We start from the raw sequence: 25,682 nt of genomic DNA, 5'->3' as shown, positions 1-25,682 counted from the left end.
ACCTAACTACTGAGTAAAAGTTTGGTACTCATCGGCACTAAAACCGACCAGATAGCGATTATCTGCTGAAACTAAAACAGGGCGTTTAATCATTGCTGGCTCAGCAAGTAATGCTTGTTTTGCACTTGTTGCGTCAACCACTGCATTTTTTTGCTCATCACTGAGTTTACGCCATGTTGTGCCTCGTTTATTGACTAAAACCTCCCAATCAATGTGTTCCATCAATACAGAAAGTAAGGCATCGTCTAGGCCATCAACCCGATAGTCATGGAATTGATAGTCGACCCCGTTGTCTTCTAAGTAGCGACGTGCTTTTTTGATGGTGTCACAGTTTTTAATTCCGTACATGATATAAGGAGAAGAAGGGGTTTTAGACATACAGTTTTCCTCTAAAGCAAATGATTTATCTTACATAATGCGGGAAAATGCATTATGGGTCTACCCCCAACAATATAAATAAAAGTAGGTATTTATTACGTTGGTTATAATGAATGTCTTATATAATAATTATAACCAATACTTATTATATAAATGAGTGGTTGAATAATTCATATTGGTTATTTTGAACGCATGTAAATTAAGCTGGCTTCGAGTCGAGAACGCACGCGCAGTTTTTTTAGAATATTTCGAATGTGTACTTTAACGGTTTCTTCAGAAATAAAAAGTAACTTAGAAATTTCTCTGTTTTTTAACCCCGCGGCAAGCTCATGCAGAATTTCACATTCCCTTCGTGTTAATGTGGATAGTGGGTCATTAGATTGATGGCGAGTCATTAAATGTTGATAAATTTTTTCACTGAATACATGTTGCCCTGCAGAGGCCTTTTTCATGCTGTAATATAGCATATCAAGTTCACTACTTTTTAATAGATAACCTTGGGCTCCTGCATCAATAGCACCGTATATATCGGTTTTAATTGTAGATGCGGATAAAACTAATAGATAGCTATTTAAGCATTGTTTGCGGAGCATCCGAATGGTTTCAAAGGTTTTATTGCCATGCATATTGGTATCTATCACGATAAGATCGGGCTGTAGATGTGTTGCAATACTTAATGCTTCGGTACAATTACAGCTTTCTGCCATTACAACGAAGTGTTCATCGGTATTGATGAGCTGACGCAATCCAAAGCGTATAATAGGGTGCTCATCAACAATCATTACTGTGTAATTAGACATAGAGGGTTCCTTTGTTATGTCTGAAACGTTACGAACTATTTGGATAGGTGTGATAGAAATAATCACTATTTTGACGTTAATATAACCATTTTTATTATTTAATATGCTAATGGCTATGAGTTTAATATGTGTAATATTATTTGACATTGCTGAGATAAAATATGTAAAGCGAAATTTAAATATGAAATTAAGATAACTTTTACTGATTTTTGATAATACATTAATTTTCGAAAATTAATATCGGTAATTTGAATAATTTAAATGATACTTAATGAATAATAAGGGCGGAATTAATTAATATATAATTAATGTATTAATTAAGTAAAAAGTTAAGTGACATATACATTATCAATTTATAATGATTATATTCATAGTATGTTTTTTATTTAATTAAATAGGCTAGAGGTTCACCTCACCATGTCGTCTGAGAAAAAAGCTAAATGATACGTTTAAATGCAGATGTTTTATCCAGTCTGCTGTTGCAAATTCCTGCTTATCAAAAGATTTTTCTGGAAATTGCCAGCATGATCATGATTTGCTAGCGAGATGTGTTTATACTGTTATCGCTCTTACCTATTTTGAAAGGACTTGACGATGGATGATAAATTAAAACAAAGTGCTCTTGATTTTCATGAGTTTCCACATCCAGGGAAAATCACGGTTACCCCTACAAAACCTTTAACGACCCAGCGTGACCTTGCCTTAGCGTATTCTCCTGGCGTTGCTGTGCCATGCCTTGAAATTGCTGATGATCCACTTAAAGCCTATCGTTATACAGCGAAAGGTAATTTGGTGGGAGTGGTATCAAACGGAACAGCTGTTCTTGGCTTAGGGAATATTGGCGCCTTAGCGGGTAAGCCCGTTATGGAAGGGAAAGGGGTTCTATTCAAAAAGTTTTCTGGCGTTGATGTCTTTGATATTGAAGTCGGTGAAACTGATCCTGATAAATTGGTTGATATTATTGCCTCACTTGAACCGACCTTTGGTGGGATCAACTTAGAAGATATCAAAGCGCCAGAGTGCTTTTATATTGAGCAAAAATTACGTGAGCGCATGAAAATTCCTGTGTTCCACGATGACCAGCATGGTACGGCGATTATTTGTACAGCAGCGGTAATTAACGGCCTGCGTATTGTGAAAAAAGAGATTGGCGATGTTCGCTTAGTGGTCTCGGGTGCAGGTGCTGCATCAATCGCATGTATGAATTTGTTGGTTGCATTAGGCCTTAAACGTGAAAATATCACAGTTTGTGATTCAAAAGGTGTGATTTATAAAGGCCGTGATGAACGCATGGATGTTACGAAGGCCGCTTATGCGATTGAAGATAATGGTCAACGTACTTTAGCTGACGCTATTCCAAATGCGGATATTTTCTTAGGCTGCTCAGGCCCACGCTTATTGACACCAGAAATGGTGAAAACGATGGCGAAAGACCCTCTCATTTTAGCGCTGGCGAACCCAGAACCTGAAATTTTACCACCACTGGCGAAAGAAGTTCGCCCAGATGCCATTATCTGTACAGGCCGCTCTGATTACCCAAATCAAGTTAATAACGTATTATGTTTCCCATTCATTTTCCGCGGTGCGCTGGACGTTGGGGCAACGACTATTAACGAAGAAATGAAACTGGCTTGTGTTTATGCTATCGCCGATTTGGCACTTGCAGAACAAAGTGAAGAAGTTGCTTCAGCATATGGCAACCAAGACTTATTTTTCGGCCCAGAATACATCATTCCTAAACCATTTGACCCACGTCTGATTGTTAAGATTGCCCCCGCGGTGGCGAAAGCTGCGATGGATTCAGGTGTGGCCACTCGCCCAATTGCAGATTTCGATGCCTATATCGAAAAATTAAACCAATTTGTTTATAAAACAAATTTATTTATGAAACCGATTTTCTCTCAAGCGAAAACAGCGAAAAAACGCATTGTTTTAGCGGAAGGGGAAGAAGAGCGCGTATTGCATGCAACGCAGGAGCTGGTTTCATTAGGTTTGGCATTCCCAATTTTAGTGGGTCGCCCAAGTGTTATTGAAATGCGTATTCAGAAACTGGGCCTACATATTGAATTAGGCAAAGATTTTGAAGTGGTCAACAATGAAAATGACCCGCGCTATAAAGAATACTGGCAAGAATATTACCAAATCATGAAGCGTCGTGGGGTGTCGCAAGAAATGGCTCGCCGTGCCGTAATCAATAACCCTACGTTAATTGGCGGTATCATGGTGTTACGTGGTGAAGCTGACGGTATGATTTGCGGTACAGTAGGCAGTTATGGCGAACACTATGAAGTGGTAAAAGATCTATTTGGTTTCCGCGAAGGCGTCCATACGGCAGGTGCAATGAACGCCTTATTGCTGCCAACCGGTAACACTTTTATTGCCGATACTTACGTCAATGAAGACCCAACCCCTGAAGAGTTGACCGAAATTACCTTGATGGCTGCAGATACGGTACGTCGCTTTGGTATTGAGCCAAAAGTGGCTTTATTATCACGCTCAAGTTTTGGTTCTTCCGATTGTCCTTCTGCACAAAAAATGCGCGATACCTTAGCTATGATCAAAGCTCGTGATCCGCACCTTGAAATTGATGGTGAAATGCATGCAGATGCAGCGTTGGTTGAGTCCATTCGTAAAGATGTGATGCCAGATAGCCCATTAAAAGGGTCTGCTAACTTATTAATTATGCCTACGATGGAAGCTGCACGTATTAGTTATAACTTACTGCGTGTGACCAGTTCTGATGGTGTGACTGTCGGTCCAGTATTAATGGGTGTAGCGAAACCTGTGCATATTTTAACGCCAATTGCCTCTGTTCGTCGTATCGTGAACATGGTGGCGCTGGCGGTTGTTGAGGCACAAACTAACCCACTCTAATATGGCAGTCGGTTTGTATTTAAATTAAGCATAAAAGGGCTTTCGTATTTATATGAGGCCCTTTTTTAATTGAAAATGATTATCATTATCTGTATTTTGTGTGCTTCATCTGCATACTGGAAAATAAAATAATGATATCAAAACGCTTTATTGGAAAAACAATCACATTACTGGCAGGCCTAGTGTTACTGGTGGGGTGTGTTCAGAAATCCCCGCAAAAAACACTTCAACTCGATCATAAACTCGTAGAAAAAAATCAATTGATTGATTTATCTTCGGGGAAATCAATCACCCCAGAACAACTGGTGCAACAACTCGCTCAATCTTCCCATGTGATTGTGGGCGAAAAGCATGACAACCGTTATCACCATCAAATAGAGCAGTGGTTAGTCCAAGAAATGCAGCAGGTCAGGCCGCAAGGTGCGGTTTTACTAGAGATGATGACACCATCGCAACAAAAAGAATTCAATAGAGCAAAAACGGAATTGCAGGGAAATGCTTATATTCGTGATGAGCGGCTACAAACAGCGATCAAATGGAATACGGGTTGGCCATGGGAGCAGTACGGCGAGCTGATTAAACATGTATTAGTGCAACCTTATCCTGTGTTAGCCGCAAACTTAGATAAAGATGTGATTACAAAGGCTTATGCAAATCCGCCTAAATTGACGGGAGCACATTCAACTCAACCCGTTGTACAAGAGATTATTAGTAAAACGATTGAATCTTCACATGGTGGTGAATTGACAGCTGAACAAGTCACCAAAATGACGGTTATCCAACAAATGCGTGACCGCGCAATGGCTAACGCTTTAATTAACGCACCACAACCTGCATTACTGTTTGCGGGTGGATATCATGCAACTCGTGCGATTGGCGTGCCTCTTCACTTACAAGATTTATCACCAGAAACTGAATTTAAGGTATTAATTATCTCTGAAAAAGGCAGTGAGATTGATAATTTACATGCTGATTACGTCTGGTATACCCCAACAAGTGATTAATAGTCAGGCTAATTAAGCTAAATAAATATTAATAATGTGAATGAATTAGCACTATTTGTAATAAATGGTTTTCATTTGCATTTGTTATTGATTATCATTTGCGTTCTTTGTTGTTACATGAAAGATTAAAATGTCGACGATCACTTTAGAATACGGTAGAACGACGAAAACCAGTGGCGCTTTTGTTTTGGCTGTTATTCTGCATGTTGCGGTTATTCTCCTTTTTTTTAAAATTACGGAAAATGATTGGCAATATTTATTACCGCCACCTTCAGTGGTTATGGAAATTTCCATTGAATCACAAGCTAAACAGTTAACTGAAACTAATATCGGTGAAACTCAAGAGCTCGCGATAGCAAGCCAAGCACAAGAATCGGTTATGGATGATGTTGTCACTCCTTCAGTGCCAATTAACGAAGAGGCTGAAGTGTTGGTGACAAAGGTGGAAAAAAAGAAAACTGAACCAGTACCTAAAAAAGAACGCAAGGACGTGAAAAATAAGCGAATTAGCGAGTTGGAAAGTGATAACTCAAAAGCCAGTGCTGCCCCAGTGACAAGCGATGCGGCGGCAAAGCAACAAACAGATCGCGTTGCGGCTGCATTTAACAGTCATGCTCAATCAGATGATGAGCAACGCCAATGGGAAGCGCTAGTTCTTGGGCAACTGAATAAATTTAAACGCTATCCTGAAGATGCTAGACGGCGTAATCGCGTTGGAAGGCCCGTGATTAAATTTGAGGTAGATGCACAGGGATATATCGTGAATAGTGCATTAGTCAGAAGCTCAGGTACAAACTCATTAGATAGAGAAGCGCAACGGGTACTCACTCGAGCTGAGCCCTTGCCAGTACCCCCTGCCGATATGTTAACTCAAGGCAAAGTGACGGTGGAATTGCCGATTGATTTTACGATTGAAAATAAATAATCAGGGTAAAAAATGCGAACGCACTTAAATAGATTGTCAGGCTTATCAGGAGCCGTTAAATTTTGTCTTATTGCATTATTGGGATTACAGACAAGCGCAGTGTTTGCGGAGGAACGAATGACAGCACCGATGGCCAAAAAGCAGCCACATACGATGACAATCCACGGAGATACCCGTGTCGATAACTATTATTGGTTAAGGGATGACGAGCGTAAAGCGCCAGAGGTCATTGACTATCTCACCCAAGAAAATGCCTATACACAGCAAGAGCTTAAATCAGGAGAGTCATTAAAAAAAGCGATTTATGACGAGTTATTCTCACGGATGAAACAAGATGACGAGTCAGTTCCGTACGATTTTAATGGCTATACTTATCGCACTCGTGTTGTTGCTGGAAAAAATTATGCAATTTATGAAAGACGCCCTGTAAATAGCCAAGGTGAATGGACTGTTTTAGTCGATGGTAACCAACGTGCGGAAGGTACAGAATATTATCGTATGGGGGCGTTAACAATTTCACCCGATAACACGATAATGGCAATTGCAGAGGATAGACAAGGGCGTAATGAATTCGCGGTTTCATTTCGTAAAATTAATGAAAGCCAGTGGCAAAATGATGTGTTGATGAATACATCAGGCAATATTGTTTGGGCGAATGATAACCAAACTTTATTCTATGTGAATAAAGACAAGCAAACGTTATTACCATATCAAGTGGTTAGCCATAAGTTAGGCACAAAACAAGCGCAAGACAAACTGCTTTATGAAGAAAACGATGATACATTTTACGTGAGTTTAAGCAAATCGACTTCGAAAGAGATCATTTTTATTGGCATTACCAGTACTGAGACATCCGAATATCGGATTATTGATGCTAACCAACCTGATAAAGCGATTGAAACCTTTAAACCTCGCCAAACGGGTGTGGAATACTACCCTGATCATTTCAATGGGAAATTCTATATTCGTTCAAACCATCAAAACCCATTATTTGGTTTGTACACTAATAACAATGCAGAAAAACATGATGATTTTTCGGCGTGGTCGACGTTGATTGCTCCTCGCGATGATGTTGATTTAGAAGGATTTGAACTCTTTAATAACTGGTTAGTGCTTGAAGAGCGGGCGAATGGTTTGGTGAATATTCGCCAAATTGATTGGCAAACTCAGCAAGAAAATTATGTGACGTTTGACGACCCTGCGTACATGGCATGGATATCAAATAATCCAGAACCTAATACTAACAAATTGCGTTATGGCTATTCATCGATGACTACGCCGTCTTCTGTGTATGAAATCAATATGCAAACGCAAGAAAAACAGTTACTAAAACAAGAGGATATCAAAAATTTTGATAAGGCAAATTACCAAAGTGAACGTTTATGGATAACGGCTAACGATGGCGTAAAAGTCCCCGTTTCACTGGTTTATCGTAAAGACCTCTTTAAACAAGGCAAAAACCCATTACTTATCTATGGCTATGGGGCGTATGGTTATGGTTTGGACCCTTCATTTAGTTCATCAAGATTGTCTCTGTTAGATCGCGGTTTTGTCTATGCTATCGCACATATTCGTGGTGGTGGTGAACTGGGTAAAAAATGGTATTTGCAAGGAAAGACTATTCATAAAATGAATACCTTCACTGACTTTATCGATGCGACCAATGCGCTTATTGACCAAGGTTATGGAAAAAAAGGGCATATTTATGCGATGGGGGGGAGTGCAGGTGGTTTATTAATGGGGGCGATTGTGAATATGGCGCCTGAGTTATATGAAGGCGTGGTTTCTGCGGTTCCATTTGTGGATGTTGTGACGACAATGCTTGACCCTTCTATTCCATTGACCACTGGGGAATATGATGAATGGGGAAACCCTGAAAATGAAGAGGCTTATTGGCGCATAAAATCCTATAGTCCTTATGACAATATTAAAGCACAGCGTTATCCACATATGTTGGTCACCACAGGCCTGCATGATTCTCAAGTTCAATATTGGGAACCCGCTAAATGGGTGGCAAAATTACGCGATATGAAACAAGGTAATTCTTTATTATTATTGGAAACTAACATGAACGCAGGGCACGGCGGGAAATCTGGGCGTTTTAATGCACTTGATGATATTGCTCTGGATTACAGTTTTCTTTTAATGCTAGAAGATAAAGCTAAATACTTTCCTTATTTAAAATAATTTATTCAATCTAATAATAACCCCCTAAATGTGTGAATATATTTGGGGGAAAACATTTTTTGATAATTCAATTATGGGTATTGAATTTATCTTTTTTATATTGGAATGCACTGTGGGCGTGAATAGAAATATTGCGTTTACAGGAATGGTTTAAATGAAAAATAAAATAATAATATTGAGTGCGAGTATGGTTTTTACTGGTGCTCAGGGGATTGCTTTCGCTGAAAATACACAGCAAGAAAATCAAGGTAAAGAAAAGGTTGTTAAATTTAGCCAATTAAAAGTCTCAGGTGCGCAAAAACAAACGCCTTTGGTTAAAGCACTGGAAAAACCAGGTGCTTACAGTGCTGTTGGAACTGAAAATAAGTTACAAGGTATGGATAAAATTATCCGTACTATGCCAGGGACGTACACCCAAATGGATGGCAGCCAAGGTACTATCAACGTGAACATTCGTGGCCTGAGTGGTTTTGGTCGCGTTAATATGATGGTGGATGGTGTCACACAAAGTTACTACGGTATTTCGCCTAGCCAATACACGCATGGGCAACAGCCCAATAATGATTTCGGCGCGTTAATTGACCCTAATTTTATTGTTGAAGTTGAGGTAGAAAAAGGGCAATTAAATGGCAGTAATAGTGTGAATGCTTTAGCTGGTAGCGCAAACTTTCGTACTCTTGGTATTGATGATGTAATTTTTAAAGATAATTTATATGGACTACGTAGCAAAGGAAGTTGGGGAGATAACGGGCTTGGCTATAATGGTATGGTTTCCGTTGCAGGAAAAACATTATTAAATGATGGGGAAGGATATTTTGGTGGTTTAATTGCCATCAGCGGTCACAATATTCCCGGAAGTTATAAAAATGGTGCGGGATATGACAGTGATGATTTTGCAACGGATTCAACGTTCAAACAAAAGCCTCAATCACAATTAACCAAATTAAAATATAAACCCAATGATACACATGAATTAGAGTTTAGCGGCCGTTTTTTACAAAATAAATTAACTCGCCGTAAAATTGATAGTGAAGATTATTACCTTAAATATAAATATACGCCATTAAATGAACTAGTGGATATTGAGGTGTTGGCAAACCACAGTAATAGCAACCAAAAGTTTGAAGGGGATTCCCTTGGGTGGGCTTTGAGAGAGGGCGGGTCTAAAAATATTGCAGATGGCCTTAATATCTCAAATACGAGCCGATTTTCTTATGGAGATGTCGATTTTCAATGGAAAATCGGTTCTAAATTATCGAAAACGAAATACCAAAAGACAGTAAGCTCAGTTATTGATGATGACACATTAAAATATAACCCTTTTTCCCCAGAAGGCACACTGGATTTATCCAGCGGTTATACGCAACTAGAAGCGAAATACGATATTTATACGGCGGTATTTGATTTGAATTATATGCATTACCGTTTAAAAGGTTATAAACCCGCTTGCGATGAAACTGAGAAATGTTTCCCTCAGGAAGAAGCTAATATTAACTTAAAAGAGAGTGGTTTTAACCCTGGAGTATTACTTTCTGCTGAAATCATACCTGAATTTCAGCCTTTTGTGAGTTATGCACATTCAATGAGGGCACCAAATTCACAGGAAGTTTTTTATTCGCAAAATGGCGGACAAAGTATGAACCCATTTTTAAAAGGTGAAAGAGCAAATACATGGCAGGTTGGGTTTAACAGTTTAAAACCTGATTTATTTGTTGAAGGCGACCAATTTAATCTGAAAGCGTTGTGGTTTAATACAAAAATTAAAAATTACATTACGAGCAAGCCATATTTATTGTGTAAGCCAACAAATGCGGTTGAATTAGAATGGTGTTTGATGAACGATGATGTTTGGGACAACGAATTTCCGAATATTACTCAAAAAAGCTATATCTATTCGAATGAAATAAAAGACGTTAATTTGCGTGGTTATGAACTGCAAGCAAACTATGATGCAGGTGTATTCTATTCAATGCTTTCTTATACAAAAGAGACTGGAGACCAGCCTACGTCCATTGCGAAAACCGCAGATTTTAGTGCAGGAGATTTTACGGAACTACCTGATTATTATCTAACCTTAGATACAGGTGTCCGTTTATTGGATGAAAAGTTAACATTGGGAACGACGGTTACATGGACTGGGCCATCCAAACGTATTGGTGTTGAATCTATTGTAGATAATGAAGGGAATGCTTTAAAAGATAAATATGAAAAGCAGCCAACCGTGATTGATTTATACACCGATTATGAAATCAACAAGAACGTCAAATTGATGATGACAATAAATAACGTAACAAATAAAAATTATTCTGATGCACTAAACCGTTCAAATTCGACAGCAATTATGGAGGAACGTGGTAAACACAATGCGACGGCAAGAGGGCGTACCTATATGTTGGGTGGGCAAATTCGTTTCTAATTAGGGTTAAAATATGGGTTTCATTAAATTGAAAAGATGAAACCCATAAAACAGTTAATTTGTTTTTCTTGTGGCGCGCCTTGCTTTTACTTTTTCAATATGGGTAATTTCACTTTCTACCCAGCCATCATTTAAGCGCGTACGTAGCTGTTGTCCCAGTTTAACTTGGGTGGTTTTTTTCAAAACTGCGCCATCAGGTGCTTCGCTAATGCTAAAGCCACGAGCCAGTGTTGCTAATGGGCTAACAGCTTCCATTTTTGAGCACGCTACTGCAAAACGTTGCCTGTAACTGTTCACTAATTGCGTCATCATATTTTGTAAATGGTATTGCACTTGTTGTATGTGGCGCTGTTGTTTTTGCAATTGTGGTCGTAAATCGTTTTGTTGCAGACGACGATTGGCTCTATCAAATTTAACTGAGGCAGTTTGCAATTGACGAGTCATTGACTGTGCAAGTTTTTGCTGTAATAAATTCAACTGATTATGTTGTCTTGCTAAACGTAATTGCGGGTGTTGCTGTTGTAAACGGTGATGAAGCTTAGCAAAGCGTTGCTGTTGCCCTGCGATGTAATAGTCCATCGCCATTTCAAGGTGTTGTTGTGCTGATTTTATCTGGCGGAGCATTTCTTGTTGGTTACGACTGACCAGTTCCGCAGCAGCGGATGGTGTCGGTGCTCTCACATCCGCCACATAATCTGCAATGGTGACGTCAGTTTCATGGCCTACAGCACTGATGATGGGTAATTGGCTCGAAAATATCGCTCTTGCGACGATTTCCTCATTAAACGCCCATAAGTCTTCTAATGAACCGCCACCGCGGCCAACAATTAATACATCACATTCACGGCGTAAATTTGCTAATTCAATCATACGTGCGATTTGAGCAGGGGCGAGATCCCCTTGAACCGCCGTGGGGTAGATAACAATCGGCAGTGAAGGGTCACGACGGCGAAGAATATTTAAAATATCGTGCAAAGCCGCACCCGTTGCAGAGGTGATAATCCCCACAGATTTTGCTGGGCTGGGTAACGGTTTTTTATGCCGTGTATCAAATAAACCTTGCGCGCTTAGCGTTTGTTTTAGCAACTCGAAACGTTGTTGCAATAACCCTTCGCCAGCAGGTTGCATGCTCTCAATAATTAACTGGTAGTCGCCGCGGGGTTCATATAGCGTGACAGTGGCGCGCACTAAAACCTGTTGCCCATTTTGAGGACGGAAGGTTACCCGTGCATTTTGCCCACGGAACATCGCCGCACGAACTTGTGCACGGTCATCTTTCAGCGTCAGATACCAATGACCTGAACTAGGCTGGGAAAAATTTGAAATTTCTGCAGTTAGCCATATCCGCCCCATTTGCTGATCAAGAAGTTCGCGCACGGCAAGGTTAAGCTTACTAACAGAAAAAATTGCACTATTTTGTGAAGTCGACATGTGAGCCAGATCAAATTTTAAAACAAGGACTTAATCGCTAAATACTAACCTAGCTATCGGAGTTATCAAGTAATTTTTCAAAAAAAGGCTGGAAGCAACCGATTACGGTGTGTATAATGCCGCGGCAATATTTTATACCTTTCCATAACGCTGCCTGGTGGGATATTGCCTATGTTACGCATTAAAAAAGAAGCACTAACTTTCGACGACGTATTACTCGTTCCTGCACACTCAACAGTATTACCAAATACAGCTGATCTCTCTACTCAACTGACTGCAAACATCCGCCTGAACATTCCAATGCTTTCTGCAGCAATGGACACCGTCACTGAATCTGACCTTGCAATCGCCTTGGCTCAAGAAGGTGGGATTGGCTTTATCCACAAGAACATGTCTATCGAGCGTCAAGCGGAAGAAGTTCGCCGCGTGAAAAAACATGAAAGTGGTGTTGTCACTGACCCTGTCACCGTTACCCCTGATACCACTATCCGCGAAGTGCAAGAAATGGCTGAACGTAATGGTTTCGCAGGTTACCCAGTGGTGGCGAAAGACAATTCATTAGTCGGTATCATTACAGGCCGTGATGTGCGTTTCGTGACAGATTTAGACCAACCGGTTACCGCGGTTATGACGCCAAAAGAGCGTTTAGTTACCGTCAAAGAAGGTGAAGCACGCGAAATCGTATTACAAAAAATGCATGAAAAACGCGTAGAAAAAGCCTTAGTCATCGACGATAACTTCCATCTGTTAGGGATGATCACCGTTAAAGACTTCCAGAAAGCAGAACGTAAACCAAACGCATGTAAAGACGAGCAAGGTCGTTTACGTGTTGGTGCTGCGGTTGGTGCTGGCGGTGGCAATGAAGAGCGCATTGATGCGCTGGTTGCAGCTGGTGTAGACGTCTTACTGATAGACTCTTCACACGGCCACTCTGAAGGTGTATTACAACGCATTCGTGAAACTCGCCAAAAATACCCTGACTTACAAATCATTGGTGGTAACGTTGCAACAGCTGAAGGCGCAAAAGCGTTAGCAGATGCAGGCGTGAGCGCAGTGAAAGTCGGTATTGGCCCTGGCTCTATTTGTACTACGCGTATCGTAACGGGTGTTGGTGTACCACAAATTACTGCAATCGCTGAAGCTGCAGAAGCTCTTGAAGGCACGGGTATTCCAGTTATTGCTGATGGTGGTATTCGTTTCTCTGGTGATATCTCCAAAGCGATTGCAGCGGGTGCCGCGTGTGTGATGGTGGGTTCGATGTTCGCAGGGACTGAAGAATCTCCGGGTGAAACTATCCTGTTCCAAGGCCGTACTTACAAAGCATACCGTGGTATGGGCTCATTAGGGGCAATGTCTAAAGGCTCTTCAGACCGTTATTTCCAATCTGATAACGCAGCAGACAAATTAGTACCAGAAGGCATCGAAGGCCGTGTTGCCTATAAAGGTCGCCTGAAAGAAATCATTCACCAGCAAATGGGTGGTTTACGTTCCTGTATGGGGCTGACGGGTTGTGGTACCATTGACGCACTGAGAACAAAAGCGGAATTTGTCCGCATCAGTGGCGCGGGTATTCAAGAGAGCCACGTACATGATGTGACTATCACCAAAGAATCACCAAACTATCGTTTGGGACAATAACCGATAACTTTACAGGGTGGTGTGTTGATGTATTGCACATCACCAATTTTTATTTTTGACTTGAATTTTTGGAATTCTCCTCAAATGACAACAAATATCCATAAGCATCGCATCCTTATCCTTGACTTCGGTTCGCAATATACACAGCTGATTGCCCGCCGTATCCGTGAAATTGGCGTTTATTGTGAACTCTGGGCGTGGGACGTTACAGAAGAGCAAATTCGAGAATTTAATCCAAATGGTATTATTCTTTCTGGTGGCCCAGAAAGTACGACTGAGAATGATAGCCCACGAGCACCCGACTACGTCTTTAACGCAGGCGTACCTGTATTAGGAATTTGCTATGGCATGCAAACCATGTCAATGCAACTGGGTGGTGCTGTTGAAGTTTCAGGTGAACGTGAGTTTGGTTACGCAAACGTTGAAATCACTGAACAATGTGAATTATTCCGCGATATCAAAGACTCTCTCAATGAAGCGGGCAAACCTGTTTTAGACGTGTGGATGAGCCATGGCGACAAAGTAACGGCTATCCCTGCGGATTTTAAAACCATCGCAAGCACACCAAGCTGCCCGTATGCCATCATGGCAAACGAAGAGAAAAAATTCTACGGTGTACAGTTCCACCCAGAAGTAACTCACACTCATCAAGGTTTAAATATTTTATCCCGTTTCGTCAAAGATATTTGTCAATGTGAAGCATTATGGACACCTGCTGCAATTATCGAAGACACTGTTGCGCGCTTGAAAGAGCAAATCGGTGATGACCACGTATTGCTGGCATTGTCAGGTGGTGTTGATTCTTCAGTTACCGCTTTACTGTTAAACCGCGCTATTGGTAAACGCTTAACGTGCGTGTTTGTTGATAACGGCTTATTACGTTTAAACGAAGCAGACCAAGTGATGGAAATGTTTGCAGGTAAATTTGACCTGAACATTATCCATGCTAAAGCGGAAGATCGTTTCTTAAACGCCTTAGCGGGGATCAGCGATCCTGAAGCGAAACGTAAGAAAATTGGTCATGTGTTTATTGAAGTTTTCGATGAAGAGTCATCTAAACTGCCAAATATCAAGTGGTTAGCACAAGGGACTATCTACCCAGACGTTATTGAGTCAGCAGCATCTGCAACTGGTAAAGCACACGTCATTAAATCTCACCACAATGTGGGTGGATTGCCAGATGACATGAAACTTGGCTTAGTGGAGCCGTTAAAAGAGCTGTTCAAAGACGAAGTGCGTAAAATTGGCTTAGAGTTAGGCCTACCTTATGACATGTTATATCGTCACCCATTCCCAGGCCCAGGTTTAGGGGTTCGTGTATTAGGTGAAGTGAAGAAAGAGTACTGTGACTTACTGCGCCGTGCAGATGCTATCTTTATCGAAGAGCTGCATAAAGCTGAATTATATCATAAAGTTAGCCAAGCATTCACTGTGTTCTTACCTGTTCGCTCTGTTGGCGTTATGGGCGATGGCCGTAAATATGACTGGGTTGTTTCACTGCGTGCAGTTGAAACCATCGACTTTATGACTGCTCATTGGGCACACTTACCATATGATTTCTTAGGCCGCGTTTCTAACCGCATCATCAATGAGGTTAATGGTATTTCCCGCGTGGTTTATGATATCAGCGGCAAGCCACCTGCGACGATTGAGTGGGAATAATCCCGCAATAAGAATCAGCTGGCACTGACTAGCAAAATAACTATCTAAGCCCATGTAAAATTGGGCTTTTTTGTTTTTGTGGCTTGCCGTATCTGGCACTGATTAGCAGCGTCAAGCACAAGTTGAATGGGGTATTAAAGTTGGTATTATCGCAAGCAGATGCCATGAACACCGACTGATACCATGCGATAGTTTTTGATCTCCTCATGGTATTAAAAATAAGTAATTCTTTGTTTTTAAAGGAATTAAATCATAGTTTCCTACGGTTGTTTTTGCATGGTATCAAAACGTTAAAAAAGGATAAAAATGAATGCTGACTGATACCAAACTGAGAAATTTAAAACCGAAAGAAAAGCTCTATAAAGTGAATGACAGAGATGGGCTATATGTCGCTGTAACGCCTGCAGGCTCTGTCTCTTTTCGTTATAACTACGCTATTAATGGCAGACAGGAAACGGTAACTTTTGGTCGTTATGGTATTGGCGGGATCACTTTAGCTGAAGCCAGAGGGCGGCTAGGGGAAGCCAAAAGAATGGTGGCAGATGGTAAGTCCCCGGCTAAAGAAAAAGCCAGAGATAAAGCGAGAATTAAAGGTGCTGAAACATTTGGTGCATGGGCTGAAAAATGGCTTCGTGGCTATCAGATGGCAGATTCTACACGGGATATGCGGCGATCAGTTTATACTAGGGAACTCAAGGGCAAATTTGGCAACCAAAAGTTAAATGAAATCACACACGAAGACTTACGGGCGGTCACTGATACTATTGTTGAACGTGGTGCACCAGCGACTGCGGTTCATGCACGAGAAATCGTACTTCAGGTTTATCGCTGGGCGATTGAACGAGGTCAGAAGGTAGAAAACCCCGCAGATTTAGTAAGGCCCGCAAGTATTGCTAAATTTGAACCCAGAGATCGATCGTTAACGCCAGGTGAAATTGGTTTGATGTATCGCTATCTTGAGAAGGTTGGGACAACGCCCTCAATTCGGGTAGCTGTAAAACTGCTATTGTTAACAATGGTACGTAAAAGTGAGTTAACTAATGCCACCTGGAGTGAAATTAATTTCAGTGAAGCAATTTGGACAATCCCAAAAGAGCGAATGAAACGTCGCAATCCGCATTTGGTTTTCTTATCGCGTCAGGTAATGGATATTTTAGTTGCCTTAAAAACCTTTGCAGGCGGTTCTGATTTTATTCTACCATCGCGCTATGATTCAGATGCACCAATGAGTAGTGCAACAATGAATCGGGTACTGGATCTTACCTATAAAGCTGCACAAAAAGACGGACACGACCTTGCTAAATTTGGACCTCACGATTTACGCAGAACAGCGAGTACATTGTTGCATGAAGCTGGCTATAACTCGGATTGGATAGAGAAATGCCTGGCACATGAACAGAAAGGGGTTAGGGCAGTGTACAATAAAGCTGAGTACCGCGAGCAGCGCACCGCTATGTTACAGGATTGGGCTGATATGATAGATGAGTGGATAATTTAATATAGAAGATCCTCTGAAAAGAAATAACTTTAAAGATTATATAATAAAGTTAATATTGATATAAATGCGTAATATCCATTACACAAATTTGAGTATTCTGTATGAAAATTAATACAGAATAGCTCAAATCTGATCAGATATATAAATCATTATATATCTATTTTAAGCTGCGTTTAAGCCTAGCAACTCTATTGATTTTTGTTAAGAGAGATATTTGACGCTGTTTCATATTTCCTCGTAAAGCTTTATCTTCAATAAAATCAAAAGTCTCTTGTATGGCTGAACTGTTAGATTTTATTCTTTTTATTTGGTATGTAAGTGCCTTTTTTATAGTGGATAAAAATGGCACAGCCATACCTAAGGCATCTAATCCTAAATCTAGACCATGTCTGATCTTGTTTTTATTTTTGAGTGCTTTCTCAAGCTCAATATTATATTGGTGTATGCGTTCATTCCTATCTGTTTGGTCAAGAGTGCTTAACTCTGAAAACAAAGATTGCATATATTTACGCGTAGTGCCACTAGACAATTCATTCTCAAACTCTAATATTGGAATATACTCATTAATATCAAATATAGAAATAAGAGATAAGCTAGGGTTTGTAATCATCTTCATTTCATTCATATCATAACACTGACTCAATGTTTGGTAGCTATACTTTTTATAAAAATTTAATAAGTGCCCCATCATTAGTGCATAGGGATGGTCTGAATATTCTGCATTTTCAGTATAGAAAGGAAAATATGTAGCATCCAAAGCATGTGCTAAATGAATCTGATTACTATTAACTGTAAATTCAAAGTCATAACTTTGTTTATTTTTAGATGGTAATAACCTAGTAATTGTATTATTGACCCCATATTGAGCTATTCCTATAGGACCTGATTGATTTAATGTATCTAAGCTATTTCTTAACGCTTTTTTTGGCCAAAGTATGAAATTGCTGATTAAATCTAAATTAATAGCTGTAAGCTCAGAAATTTGTTTCAATAGAGGAAGTATGTGTTTTTCCAATTCTGGGTCACTGAATATATAAGATTGGTTTAACTCAACTAGATCGATAGCAGATAATGCTGAAAGTGCTCTTCTGCTTATTACTGAGGACGGATTTTCGCTATATGCTTCGTTAAGTAAACCATAATCTAATCTGATTTCAGGCTGTATGTTTAATATTTTAATCCGACCTCGTTTAAGTAAAGTTAAAAATTCAAATCTACTTATTTTTTGATCTTCAAAAAAGTTATTTATATTTTTCGAAAAGGGAAGTACGCAGTAAACTATATCATAAAGTAATAAGTGATTTCTTAAGTTTGAATTTTTAAAAATAGAAAAATTCACTAGGCAACTAGACTTGTTTTTTTCTATGAAATATAATTCAGATTTTTTAAATTCGCCAGAATATATTTTATCAATATTTTCAAACCATAGGCTTTCATCACGTTCTAAAAAATTACAATTTAAATCCTTTTTATATTGAGATGGTGCGATACTGAATACTTCATCATGCATTATAATTTTTTTTGCTTTAGTATTCCCTATGATAACTTGAAATGAGTATGGGGATTTTAATTGACTAGTAGTTTTCTCAACATTATCAAGATCATGTTGTTTGCTGTTTGGAGCTAGTTCAATAATAATCCTGCTATTTTCATGATCCTCTCTGATTTGTGAAAACATTACATTAGAGTGTATAGACGCAATATGAACCAGCATTTGATCTAATGTAAAAGGTATACCTTCAAAATTTGAAGGTATATTTTCATCGGCAATCGATGTGAGTTCACACTCGTACTTTTCAGGAATTTTTGCAACAAGTTTTATAGGTGTTGTTATATATCTAATTTTGTTATCAAATATTTTCTCTATGTGGGAGAAATCTTCAGCTAAGCCAATGGCATATAAATGATATTCATAGTTGCTTATTTTGAATATTCTTGTAGATATATAAGGATACTCGGCTCGAAAATTTAAATCGATTCTTCTACACCAGCCATCATAATTTAGTATCAATTTCATTACTCCATGTATACATGCTTATTTGATATATAATTTAATTGAAATTTATCACAAACTGATTTTATAGCCTTAGATACCGCTTGGTGTGATAATTTTTTACCGATCAGTGAGCTGATTATTTCAGCTATCTCTCGTTGATTAAAACCTTTTTTGCGTAAAACTAACATGCGCTTTTTATTATCTGATAAACGTGAATTGACCATTTCACGGGCAATATTGCGTATCTTATCTATATCATCAGGCCCCAAAGAAATTCCTGCATTTGTCATGTTATTAACAATACTAATTATTTCCTCACATGTTTTTTCATCAACGGTAATTGATCCAGAAAATGTATTTTGGATATGCTCAAAAAATGTAAGTGATTGAGCGTAATTTATTGTTTTATTTTTAAGATAATAATAAAAATACTCATCTATGAGATTATCACCTGACATAGCGTTTAAACGCTCTGGTTTAGCTATTTGGCGACATAATCTTAAAACTTCCAATTCAAATTGTTTAGAAGAGCGCATTGCTTGTTTATAGGCTGGGTTCCAAGAGCCATCTTGTAATTGTGGTTTATGGTGAGCACAGTATTTATGGCTAAAATCTGGCCCTTTCTTTAGTCCATATTTTTCTTCAGTATCATCAATAAAACCGTCGTTATCCCAATTGGTAATAAATGAAGAAAACTCAGTTGGGTTGCCACAAAGACGACATAATCCTTTGCTTCTTTCCGTATTAAAGTAGATATCAGGTGCAAGCCTTGATCTTTTGGGGCGTTTTCCTTTGCAGTGGGAAAATAAGCTTTTTAATGTTTCTTGAGTAGCTATAAATAATTTATCTGGCTCTGTATACGTAGAATGCTCAACAAAAGGCCTAAGATAATCGCCAATACAATCAGAGCAGTAATGAAAACCTCTCATTTTGATTAAATCGCTGTAAGTTAGCTTAGCTGGCGCTATTGGACTATATCGCAGATAGTTGGCAGGAAGACTATTCAAGTATTCAGATACAGCTGGGTCAACTAATTCTTTGATTAGTCTGACTATATTATGGCTTTTGGAAACTTGAGAATATGAATGCCATTGTTCCCTAAACATCGTAATGGCAGCTGCTACGGATTTATCACAGCCAGCCCATATTGGAATATAGAACTTACCTAATCGTTTTTGGATATCAAATTCCAGTTTCATTTAATAAATTCAACTTTTTTGTCCAATAGATATGATTAATGTACTAGCAAAGCCTGACATTATCTAGCAAATAATGTTTAGGAGGAGTAAGTAATGAGCATATCAGTGAAAAATAAAACGCTGATCAACCGTAAGACATTGTTGAAAATGATCCCATTATCAGACCGAACCATCTACAACCTGGAACAACGAGGGGAGTTTCCTCGTCGTATTGTGTTGACAAGTCGGAGCGTTGCCTGGGATTTGACTGAAGTTGAAAACTGGATAGAAGAAAGGCGCAGATCATTGTTAAAAGCGGCTAGACCAGGAGATTTATGCAGGGAGTTATCATGGCGATTGAAATAATGTCTGCATTCACAAATGAACCACCTTTATTTGACTATGTTTTACCCAATATGGTCGCTGGGACTGTAGGGGCAATAGTTGCCCCAGGAGGTGTAGGAAAGTCTATGCTGGCTTTGCAATTAGCTGTTCAGATAGCCGGTGGGCCTGATTTATTAGGAATGGGGGAGCTAATGACAGGTAATGTAGCGTATTTACCTGCTGAAGATCCAACAATAGCGATATATCACAGACTATATGCTTTAGGTGCAAGTCTTACTTATAAGCAACAGCAATCCGTGGCAAATGCACTCATGATTGAACCTTTAATTGGCAAATCCCCAAATGTTATGTCTTCTGAATGGTTTAATGATTTACGCAATATTGCAAAAAATAGGCGTTTATTAATTTTAGATACTTTAAGGCGCTTTCATATTGAGGAAGAAAATGCCAGTGGCCCAATGGCACAGGTAATTGCCAAAATGGAAGCGATAGCAACCGAGACAAATTGCTCAATCATCTTCCTGCACCATTCAAGCAAAGGAGCTGCCATGATGCGTACAGGAGACCAGCAACAAGCCAGCCGAGGTTCTTCTGTATTAGTCGATAATATCCGTTGGCAATCATATCTATCAGCAATGACGTCTGAAGAGGCGGTTGAGTGGGACATAGAGCCTAGCCAAAGGAACTATTTTGTTCGATTTGGTATCAGTAAAGCAAATTATGGTGAGCCTTTTACTGAACGCTGGTTTCAACGTCATGAGGGCGGTGTGTTATTACCAGTTACTCTGACAAAAAAGAAACGCCAGAAAATGATTAGAAATAAAGCGGTGGTAATGGACGATGACGATAACTGGTAATGTGGTTGTTCCAACAAGCACGGCTTTTCAGGCGAGAGTGGTTATTTATCAGCCGAGTAAAAAGCCATTAGAGCGTAAAGGTCAGTGGATTTATACTTCGTTTGGCAAGTGTAGAGTGACAGGAAGACTTGGTCAACGTCACGCTGACATTGTTGAAAGTATGTTTTTTGTGGCTGAGCGTAAGCGTGATATAGATGATGGCGGAATTGAGTTGTTGGTCGATCCTGCAAAACTGAGGAAAGTGTTATCAGACAATCAATATAGTGGAGGAAGATTAAATAAATTACTTCTGGAGTTAAAGGCAGCAACTGTCGAAATTGTGGCACCTCAGCTGGAGGAAAATGGGGATGGGGGACGAATTATTGGTGGCCTAATTGATCATGTTATCCCGTCACCAATGACTAGATACAACCCTCTTACGGGCGGAGTTCGTAGGCTTTGGAAAGTTAGGCTAGGCATCGCACTTGTTATGCTACTGGAGCGTGATTTGTATTTATATCACCAGCCTGCATTAATCGTAAGGCTGAAACATGGCATTAGTCAGGCTGTGGCTCGCCATGTACTGACACATAGTAATAATCCTTCTGGGGGGTGGCATCTTGATACGTTGTTCCTCGCAGTTAGTGGTAATGATATTAGTGCAAAGACAATGCGTAATTATCGAACCAGAATTAAAGATGATATAGAAAGTTTGCGTGTTATAGGCGTTCATATCAATTCAGAAAATCGGGTAAAACGACTCACAGGGGCCTGAAAGTAACTCACAGCGGCCCGATAAAACTCACAGGGGCCCGAATAAAACTCACAGCGGCCCGATAATTTGGGATTTTGGCAGGATCTTTAGAATTATTCAGAATATACAAAAGGTGTCTTGTCCGCTTTATGCGGACATAACACCTAAATTCAATCGGCTTACGCCGATGGTTTGAACGCCAAGAAAGGAACAAAGCTCTGTCTGTGAAATAAAGCTTCTTTCCTGGCGTTTGGTTCGCCCAAAGGGCGAATCAATAAAATGATGTTTTAACACTACCAGAACACAACTCAAACGCTATTGAAACGCTATTTGAGCACTATTACGACACTATTTAATCGCTGTTTTATCACTAAATTATTAAATGATGGTAAGAATGTGGCGATATAAAGCAGTTAACTTAAGTATAGCGAAAAAATAGCGATTTATTGTATGAGTATGAAGTGAAGTAATGAACTCTGAAGTTAGGGCAGGATAGGTGAAGTAGGACTACCAACAAGTTGTTAGTCACTCTTCACTCGATTTTATTCGCACTTTGGTGCTCAACAATAAATCCTGCTCTACGGGGTTATAAGCTACCGCTATTAACGGAGTAATGATGAATAAAGAATTAAAAGAAACACGAAAAAATAGCACACCAATAAAAGTTTATTGTTTGCGAAGTGAAAAAGAAAATATTGAATCTCAGGCTAAAAAAGCAGGCTTGAGTGTTGCTAAATATCTACGGGAAGTAGGACAAGGTTATCATATAACAGGAATAGTTGATTATGAATGTGTCAGAGAGCTAGCAAAAATAAATGGTGATTTAGGTCGGTTAGGAGGGCTATTAAAATTATGGCTAACAAATAATATCAAAACAAAAAACATTAGCAGTGTAACCATAAGAGCAGTATTAAACAAAATAGAATCTAATCAAAATGAAATAGGAAGAATAATGAAAGATATTGTAATGCGAAAATAATAGTAAATTTTAGCGGCTAAAATTTACTTCAGACCTAAAAAATAAATATCCAGTAATTAAAAGCAGCATCTTAATGTTAATTATCTTTTATAAAAAGGTATACCTATGCAAAAAATAAAAATTTTAGCGGCTAAAATTATGTTTGTCGCTTCAATTACAACTGTGACTTACATACAGTCTCCAATTGCTATGTCAGCAGGCATTCCCGTACTTGATGGTACGAATTTAAGCCAGAACATTATGTCTGCTATGGAAGCTGTAGCCCAAACAGCGAAGCAAATTGAACAGTATCAAACTCAACTACAACAATATGAAAATCAATTACAAAACACATTAGCACCTGCGGCTTATATCTGGGATCAAGCTCAAACTACGATTGATAATTTATTACAAGCAACAGATACACTTCAGCACTATCAGAATCAATTAGGAAGCTTAGATGCATACCTGAGTAAATTCCAGGATGTTTCATATTATCGGGGATCTCCTTGCTTTAATGGTACAGGCGGATGTACGCCATCAGAAAAAAAAGCAATGGAAGAAAATCGCATATTGGCTTTTGAATCGCAGAAATCTGCGAATGATGCGCTATTTCGTGGATTAGATCAGCAGCAAAAAAATATACAAGCAGATGCAAGGCAATTACAACGTTTACAACAAGCGGCCCAAGGAGCGAATGGACAATTAGCGGCAATTGGTTATGCAAACCAACTGGCGAGTAATCAGGCAAACCAGTTATTACAAATTCGTAGTTTATTAATTACTCAGCAGAATGCCGCTGCGGCTAGACTATCCTCTGAACTGGATGATGAGGCTCGCGGTGCAGCAAGAGAAAAGCAATTACGGACATGGAATTATCAACCAAGCCCAACCGATAATTATTGAGGTAATAAATATGAATAATTTATTTTTTATCGTGTTGACTTTATTTTGTATTTTTTTAACTGGGTGTGAAAGGACAATAATAGAGGCTAATAAAATAACGTGTCATGAGGATAATTATGAAAAGTCTTTATCGGAAATTAAAGACAAGAGTTCACAGGGAATATTTATTGGTGAATGTAACTCCATAAGAAAATCAAAGGAAATGAGAGAGTGGAAATTTAAATCAAGTCCAGAAGACAACTTTTAAGGGAATAAATTATGAAAATCACTATCTCATGTTGTTTCTTAATTATATTAGGGTTATTTCCTGATATCGCGTTGGCACAAGAATTAAGTAGTAGTGGCGTGATGAATGATGTTCTCAATCGTTTTCATAGCGCAGCCTCAACCTGGGCTCCAACAATAGAAGGTGCTGCCAGTCGGTTATTTTGGACATTAGTAACCATTTCTATGGTGTGGACGTTTGGCATGATGGCGCTACGTAAAGCGGATATTGGTGAGTTCTTTGCTGAACTGGTTCGTTTTACTATTTTCACTGGTTTCTATTGGTGGCTACTCTCGAATGCAACACACGGAATGAATATAGCAGGTTCAATAGTGGATTCATTGCAACAGTTGGGAGCTGAGGCGGGAGGGCTTGGCAGTAGTAAATTAGGCCCTTCCAGCATTCTTGACATGGGCTTTGAATTATATGACAGAACTGTTGAGGCAACGTCAGAATTAAGCTGGAAGGAGTTTGCCACAGCTTTAATGATGGAACTAATGGCATTGGCAGTACTGGTTGTATTAGCCATTATCTCAGTAAATTTATTATTACTGTTAGCTGCCAGTTGGATTTTACTATACGCAGGCGTGTTTTTCCTTGGTTTTGGCGGCTCCAGATGGACTTCTGACATGGCGATCAACTATTACAAATCCATTCTTGGTATTGCTGCACAGCTACTGTCTATGGTGCTTATCGTCGCTATTGGTAAGCAATTCTTGTTGGATTATCACAATAAAATCAGTGAGAACATGGCAAGCCAGGAATTAGCCGTGATGTTAGTTATTTCTCTTTGCTTACTGTTTTTAGTGAACAAGGTTCCACCGATGATTTCAGGTTTAGTTTCTGGCGGTAATATCGGAACGATGGGGATTGGTTCATTCGGTGCAGGAGCCGCGATGGGGACAGTGATGACAGCGGCAAGTATGGGGGCTGCGGGGATGAAAATAGCAGGTGGTGCGATAGCAAGCGGGGCTGCTAATGCGACTAGTGGTATCAGTGCGATAAAGGCGGCTTTTGAACAAGCACAAAGCAGCATGGCTGATGGAGCCATGCCAAGTGGAGGTAGTGAGACAACACAAAATAGAAGTGGTGGGTCTAGTACTGATTCAGGCGATTCACCTTTCAGCAAAGCCGCTGGTTTCGATAGCACGGATAGATCTTCTGTAAGCCCCCAAAACCGCACTAAGGATGCAGACTCGTCTATTCGTGATGATATGGCAGAGACAAGTGCTGATAGGGCCGAGTTTTCCGATAATGCTTTGACAGGCGGGGATAAGCACAGTATGGATCCTGATAATGATGAGGTTAATGACTTTGTTAATCGTAACAAATCAGATAAATAAGAGGCATTGAACATGAAACAAAGTAGCTTCTTGGTAGCATTTGATTTACTTGACCAGAATGCGGATTTAAATGCAAAAGTTGCCTATGAGCCGATTGATGTTGTGCTCGCGGAAGAAAAAGTAGATGCGACAGAAGAAATAACTAATTTCATTAAAAAGAGTGAAATTGAAGTTAAAAATGAGGGATTTTGTAGTGAACTAGCCAGTAATGTGTTTGAGGAGAAATCGGAAGATAGTCCATTTTCAATAGCTGCGGGGCTTACTAGCTAGTGTTTTTAAAGCACGCAG

21 protein-coding genes are annotated in these 25,682 nt (G+C 39.5%); 16 read left to right on the top strand and 5 right to left on the bottom strand.

The genetic code is table 11. The features are described 5' to 3' along the window. Positions 1 to 6: 6 nt before the first annotated feature. Positions 7 to 378 (bottom strand): ArsC family reductase, encoded by a 372-nt coding sequence (locus PSF27_RS10205; protein ID WP_241016903.1) that lies wholly within the window; start codon positions 376 to 378, stop codon positions 7 to 9. Between the two features lie 179 nt (positions 379 to 557). Beyond that, positions 558 to 1,178, bottom strand: coding sequence for a LuxR C-terminal-related transcriptional regulator (locus PSF27_RS10200; RefSeq protein ID WP_225818758.1), 621 nt, complete (start codon positions 1,176 to 1,178; stop codon positions 558 to 560). A gap of 594 nt (positions 1,179 to 1,772) precedes the next feature. Between PSF27_RS10200 and maeB the strand changes: the two genes are divergently transcribed. From maeB to PSF27_RS10175, 5 genes are all read left to right on the top strand, one after another. After that, positions 1,773 to 4,052 (top strand): NADP-dependent oxaloacetate-decarboxylating malate dehydrogenase, encoded by a 2,280-nt coding sequence (gene maeB, locus PSF27_RS10195; protein WP_272681400.1) that lies wholly within the window; start codon positions 1,773 to 1,775, stop codon positions 4,050 to 4,052. Positions 4,053 to 4,183: 131 nt separating this feature from the next. Further along, positions 4,184 to 5,056, top strand: coding sequence for a ChaN family lipoprotein (locus PSF27_RS10190; protein WP_272539414.1), 873 nt, complete (start codon positions 4,184 to 4,186; stop codon positions 5,054 to 5,056). A gap of 130 nt (positions 5,057 to 5,186) precedes the next feature. Further along, positions 5,187 to 5,981: an energy transducer TonB gene (locus PSF27_RS10185; protein WP_272681399.1), complete on the top strand. Its 795-nt coding sequence runs from the start codon at positions 5,187 to 5,189 to the stop codon at positions 5,979 to 5,981. Positions 5,982 to 5,993: 12 nt separating this feature from the next. Next, complete coding sequence (locus tag PSF27_RS10180; RefSeq protein WP_206086578.1) at positions 5,994 to 8,168, top strand: S9 family peptidase; 2,175 nt, start codon at positions 5,994 to 5,996, stop codon at positions 8,166 to 8,168. Between the two features lie 154 nt (positions 8,169 to 8,322). Further along, positions 8,323 to 10,584: a TonB-dependent receptor gene (locus PSF27_RS10175; protein WP_272681398.1), complete on the top strand. Its 2,262-nt coding sequence runs from the start codon at positions 8,323 to 8,325 to the stop codon at positions 10,582 to 10,584. 54 nt (positions 10,585 to 10,638) lie between these two features. Here the strand turns inward: PSF27_RS10175 and xseA are convergent, their stop codons facing one another. After that, entirely contained in the window at positions 10,639 to 12,015 is a 1,377-nt protein-coding gene (xseA, locus tag PSF27_RS10170; protein ID WP_272681397.1) for an exodeoxyribonuclease VII large subunit, read from the bottom strand. Between the two features lie 171 nt (positions 12,016 to 12,186). On the opposite strand from xseA, the gene guaB reads away from it, so the two are divergent. From guaB to PSF27_RS10155, 3 genes are all read left to right on the top strand, one after another. Beyond that, on the top strand, positions 12,187 to 13,653 hold the full coding sequence (guaB, locus tag PSF27_RS10165) for an IMP dehydrogenase (protein ID WP_206086581.1): 1,467 nt from the start codon (positions 12,187 to 12,189) through the stop codon (positions 13,651 to 13,653). An 84-nt stretch (positions 13,654 to 13,737) separates the two neighbouring features. Then, entirely contained in the window at positions 13,738 to 15,315 is a 1,578-nt protein-coding gene (guaA, locus tag PSF27_RS10160) for a glutamine-hydrolyzing GMP synthase (protein WP_272539410.1), read from the top strand. A 310-nt stretch (positions 15,316 to 15,625) separates the two neighbouring features. After that, on the top strand, positions 15,626 to 16,813 hold the full coding sequence (locus tag PSF27_RS10155) for a tyrosine-type recombinase/integrase (protein WP_264997423.1): 1,188 nt from the start codon (positions 15,626 to 15,628) through the stop codon (positions 16,811 to 16,813). A gap of 157 nt (positions 16,814 to 16,970) precedes the next feature. On the opposite strand, the gene PSF27_RS10150 is transcribed toward PSF27_RS10155, so the two are convergent. Together PSF27_RS10150 and PSF27_RS10145 are read right to left on the bottom strand one after the other, a co-directional pair. After that, on the bottom strand, positions 16,971 to 18,830 hold the full coding sequence (locus tag PSF27_RS10150) for a hypothetical protein (RefSeq protein ID WP_272681396.1): 1,860 nt from the start codon (positions 18,828 to 18,830) through the stop codon (positions 16,971 to 16,973). Beyond that, positions 18,830 to 20,008 (bottom strand): transcriptional regulator, encoded by a 1,179-nt coding sequence (locus PSF27_RS10145; protein WP_264997425.1) that lies wholly within the window; start codon positions 20,006 to 20,008, stop codon positions 18,830 to 18,832. The genes PSF27_RS10150 and PSF27_RS10145 overlap by 1 nt, the downstream gene beginning before the upstream one ends. Positions 20,009 to 20,101: 93 nt before the next feature. Here PSF27_RS10145 and PSF27_RS10140 point away from each other — a divergent pair, with 93 nt between their 5' ends. The 8 genes from PSF27_RS10140 (at position 20,102) to PSF27_RS10105 (ending at position 25,664) form a co-directional block, all read left to right on the top strand. Next, entirely contained in the window at positions 20,102 to 20,353 is a 252-nt protein-coding gene (locus PSF27_RS10140) for a helix-turn-helix transcriptional regulator (RefSeq protein ID WP_233063623.1), read from the top strand. Next, positions 20,338 to 21,189 carry a helicase RepA family protein gene (locus tag PSF27_RS10135; protein WP_198800610.1) on the top strand — a complete coding sequence of 284 codons (852 nt, stop codon included), beginning with the start codon at positions 20,338 to 20,340 and terminating at the stop codon, positions 21,187 to 21,189. The genes PSF27_RS10140 and PSF27_RS10135 overlap by 16 nt, the downstream gene beginning before the upstream one ends. After that, a complete protein-coding gene (locus tag PSF27_RS10130) occupies positions 21,173 to 21,943 on the top strand; it encodes an ABC transporter ATPase (RefSeq protein ID WP_264997426.1) in 771 nt (256 codons plus the stop codon). The genes PSF27_RS10135 and PSF27_RS10130 overlap by 17 nt, the downstream gene beginning before the upstream one ends. Positions 21,944 to 22,538: 595 nt before the next feature. Further along, the gene (gene traJ / locus PSF27_RS10125) at positions 22,539 to 22,901 is read left to right on the top strand and encodes a conjugal transfer transcriptional regulator TraJ (protein WP_198800612.1); all 363 of its coding nucleotides are present in this window, start codon (positions 22,539 to 22,541) and stop codon (positions 22,899 to 22,901) included. A gap of 105 nt (positions 22,902 to 23,006) precedes the next feature. Beyond that, complete coding sequence (trbJ, locus tag PSF27_RS10120; protein ID WP_124725527.1) at positions 23,007 to 23,786, top strand: P-type conjugative transfer protein TrbJ; 780 nt, start codon at positions 23,007 to 23,009, stop codon at positions 23,784 to 23,786. Positions 23,787 to 23,796: 10 nt separating this feature from the next. Continuing rightward, entirely contained in the window at positions 23,797 to 24,033 is a 237-nt protein-coding gene (gene trbK, locus PSF27_RS21055) for an entry exclusion lipoprotein TrbK (RefSeq protein WP_163885499.1), read from the top strand. 11 nt (positions 24,034 to 24,044) lie between these two features. Continuing rightward, a complete protein-coding gene (trbL, locus tag PSF27_RS10110) occupies positions 24,045 to 25,394 on the top strand; it encodes a P-type conjugative transfer protein TrbL (protein WP_198800613.1) in 1,350 nt (449 codons plus the stop codon). A gap of 12 nt (positions 25,395 to 25,406) precedes the next feature. Next, positions 25,407 to 25,664 carry a hypothetical protein gene (locus PSF27_RS10105; protein ID WP_240105184.1) on the top strand — a complete coding sequence of 86 codons (258 nt, stop codon included), beginning with the start codon at positions 25,407 to 25,409 and terminating at the stop codon, positions 25,662 to 25,664. The last annotated feature ends 18 nt before the right edge of the window (positions 25,665 to 25,682 follow it).

It is taken from the genome of Providencia sp. PROV129 (genome assembly GCF_028482245.1).
Lineage (GTDB): Bacteria > Pseudomonadota > Gammaproteobacteria > Enterobacterales > Enterobacteriaceae > Providencia > Providencia vermicola.
Note: the sequence above shows the minus strand (reverse complement) of the source record. Positions and strands in the feature narration are given on the sequence as shown.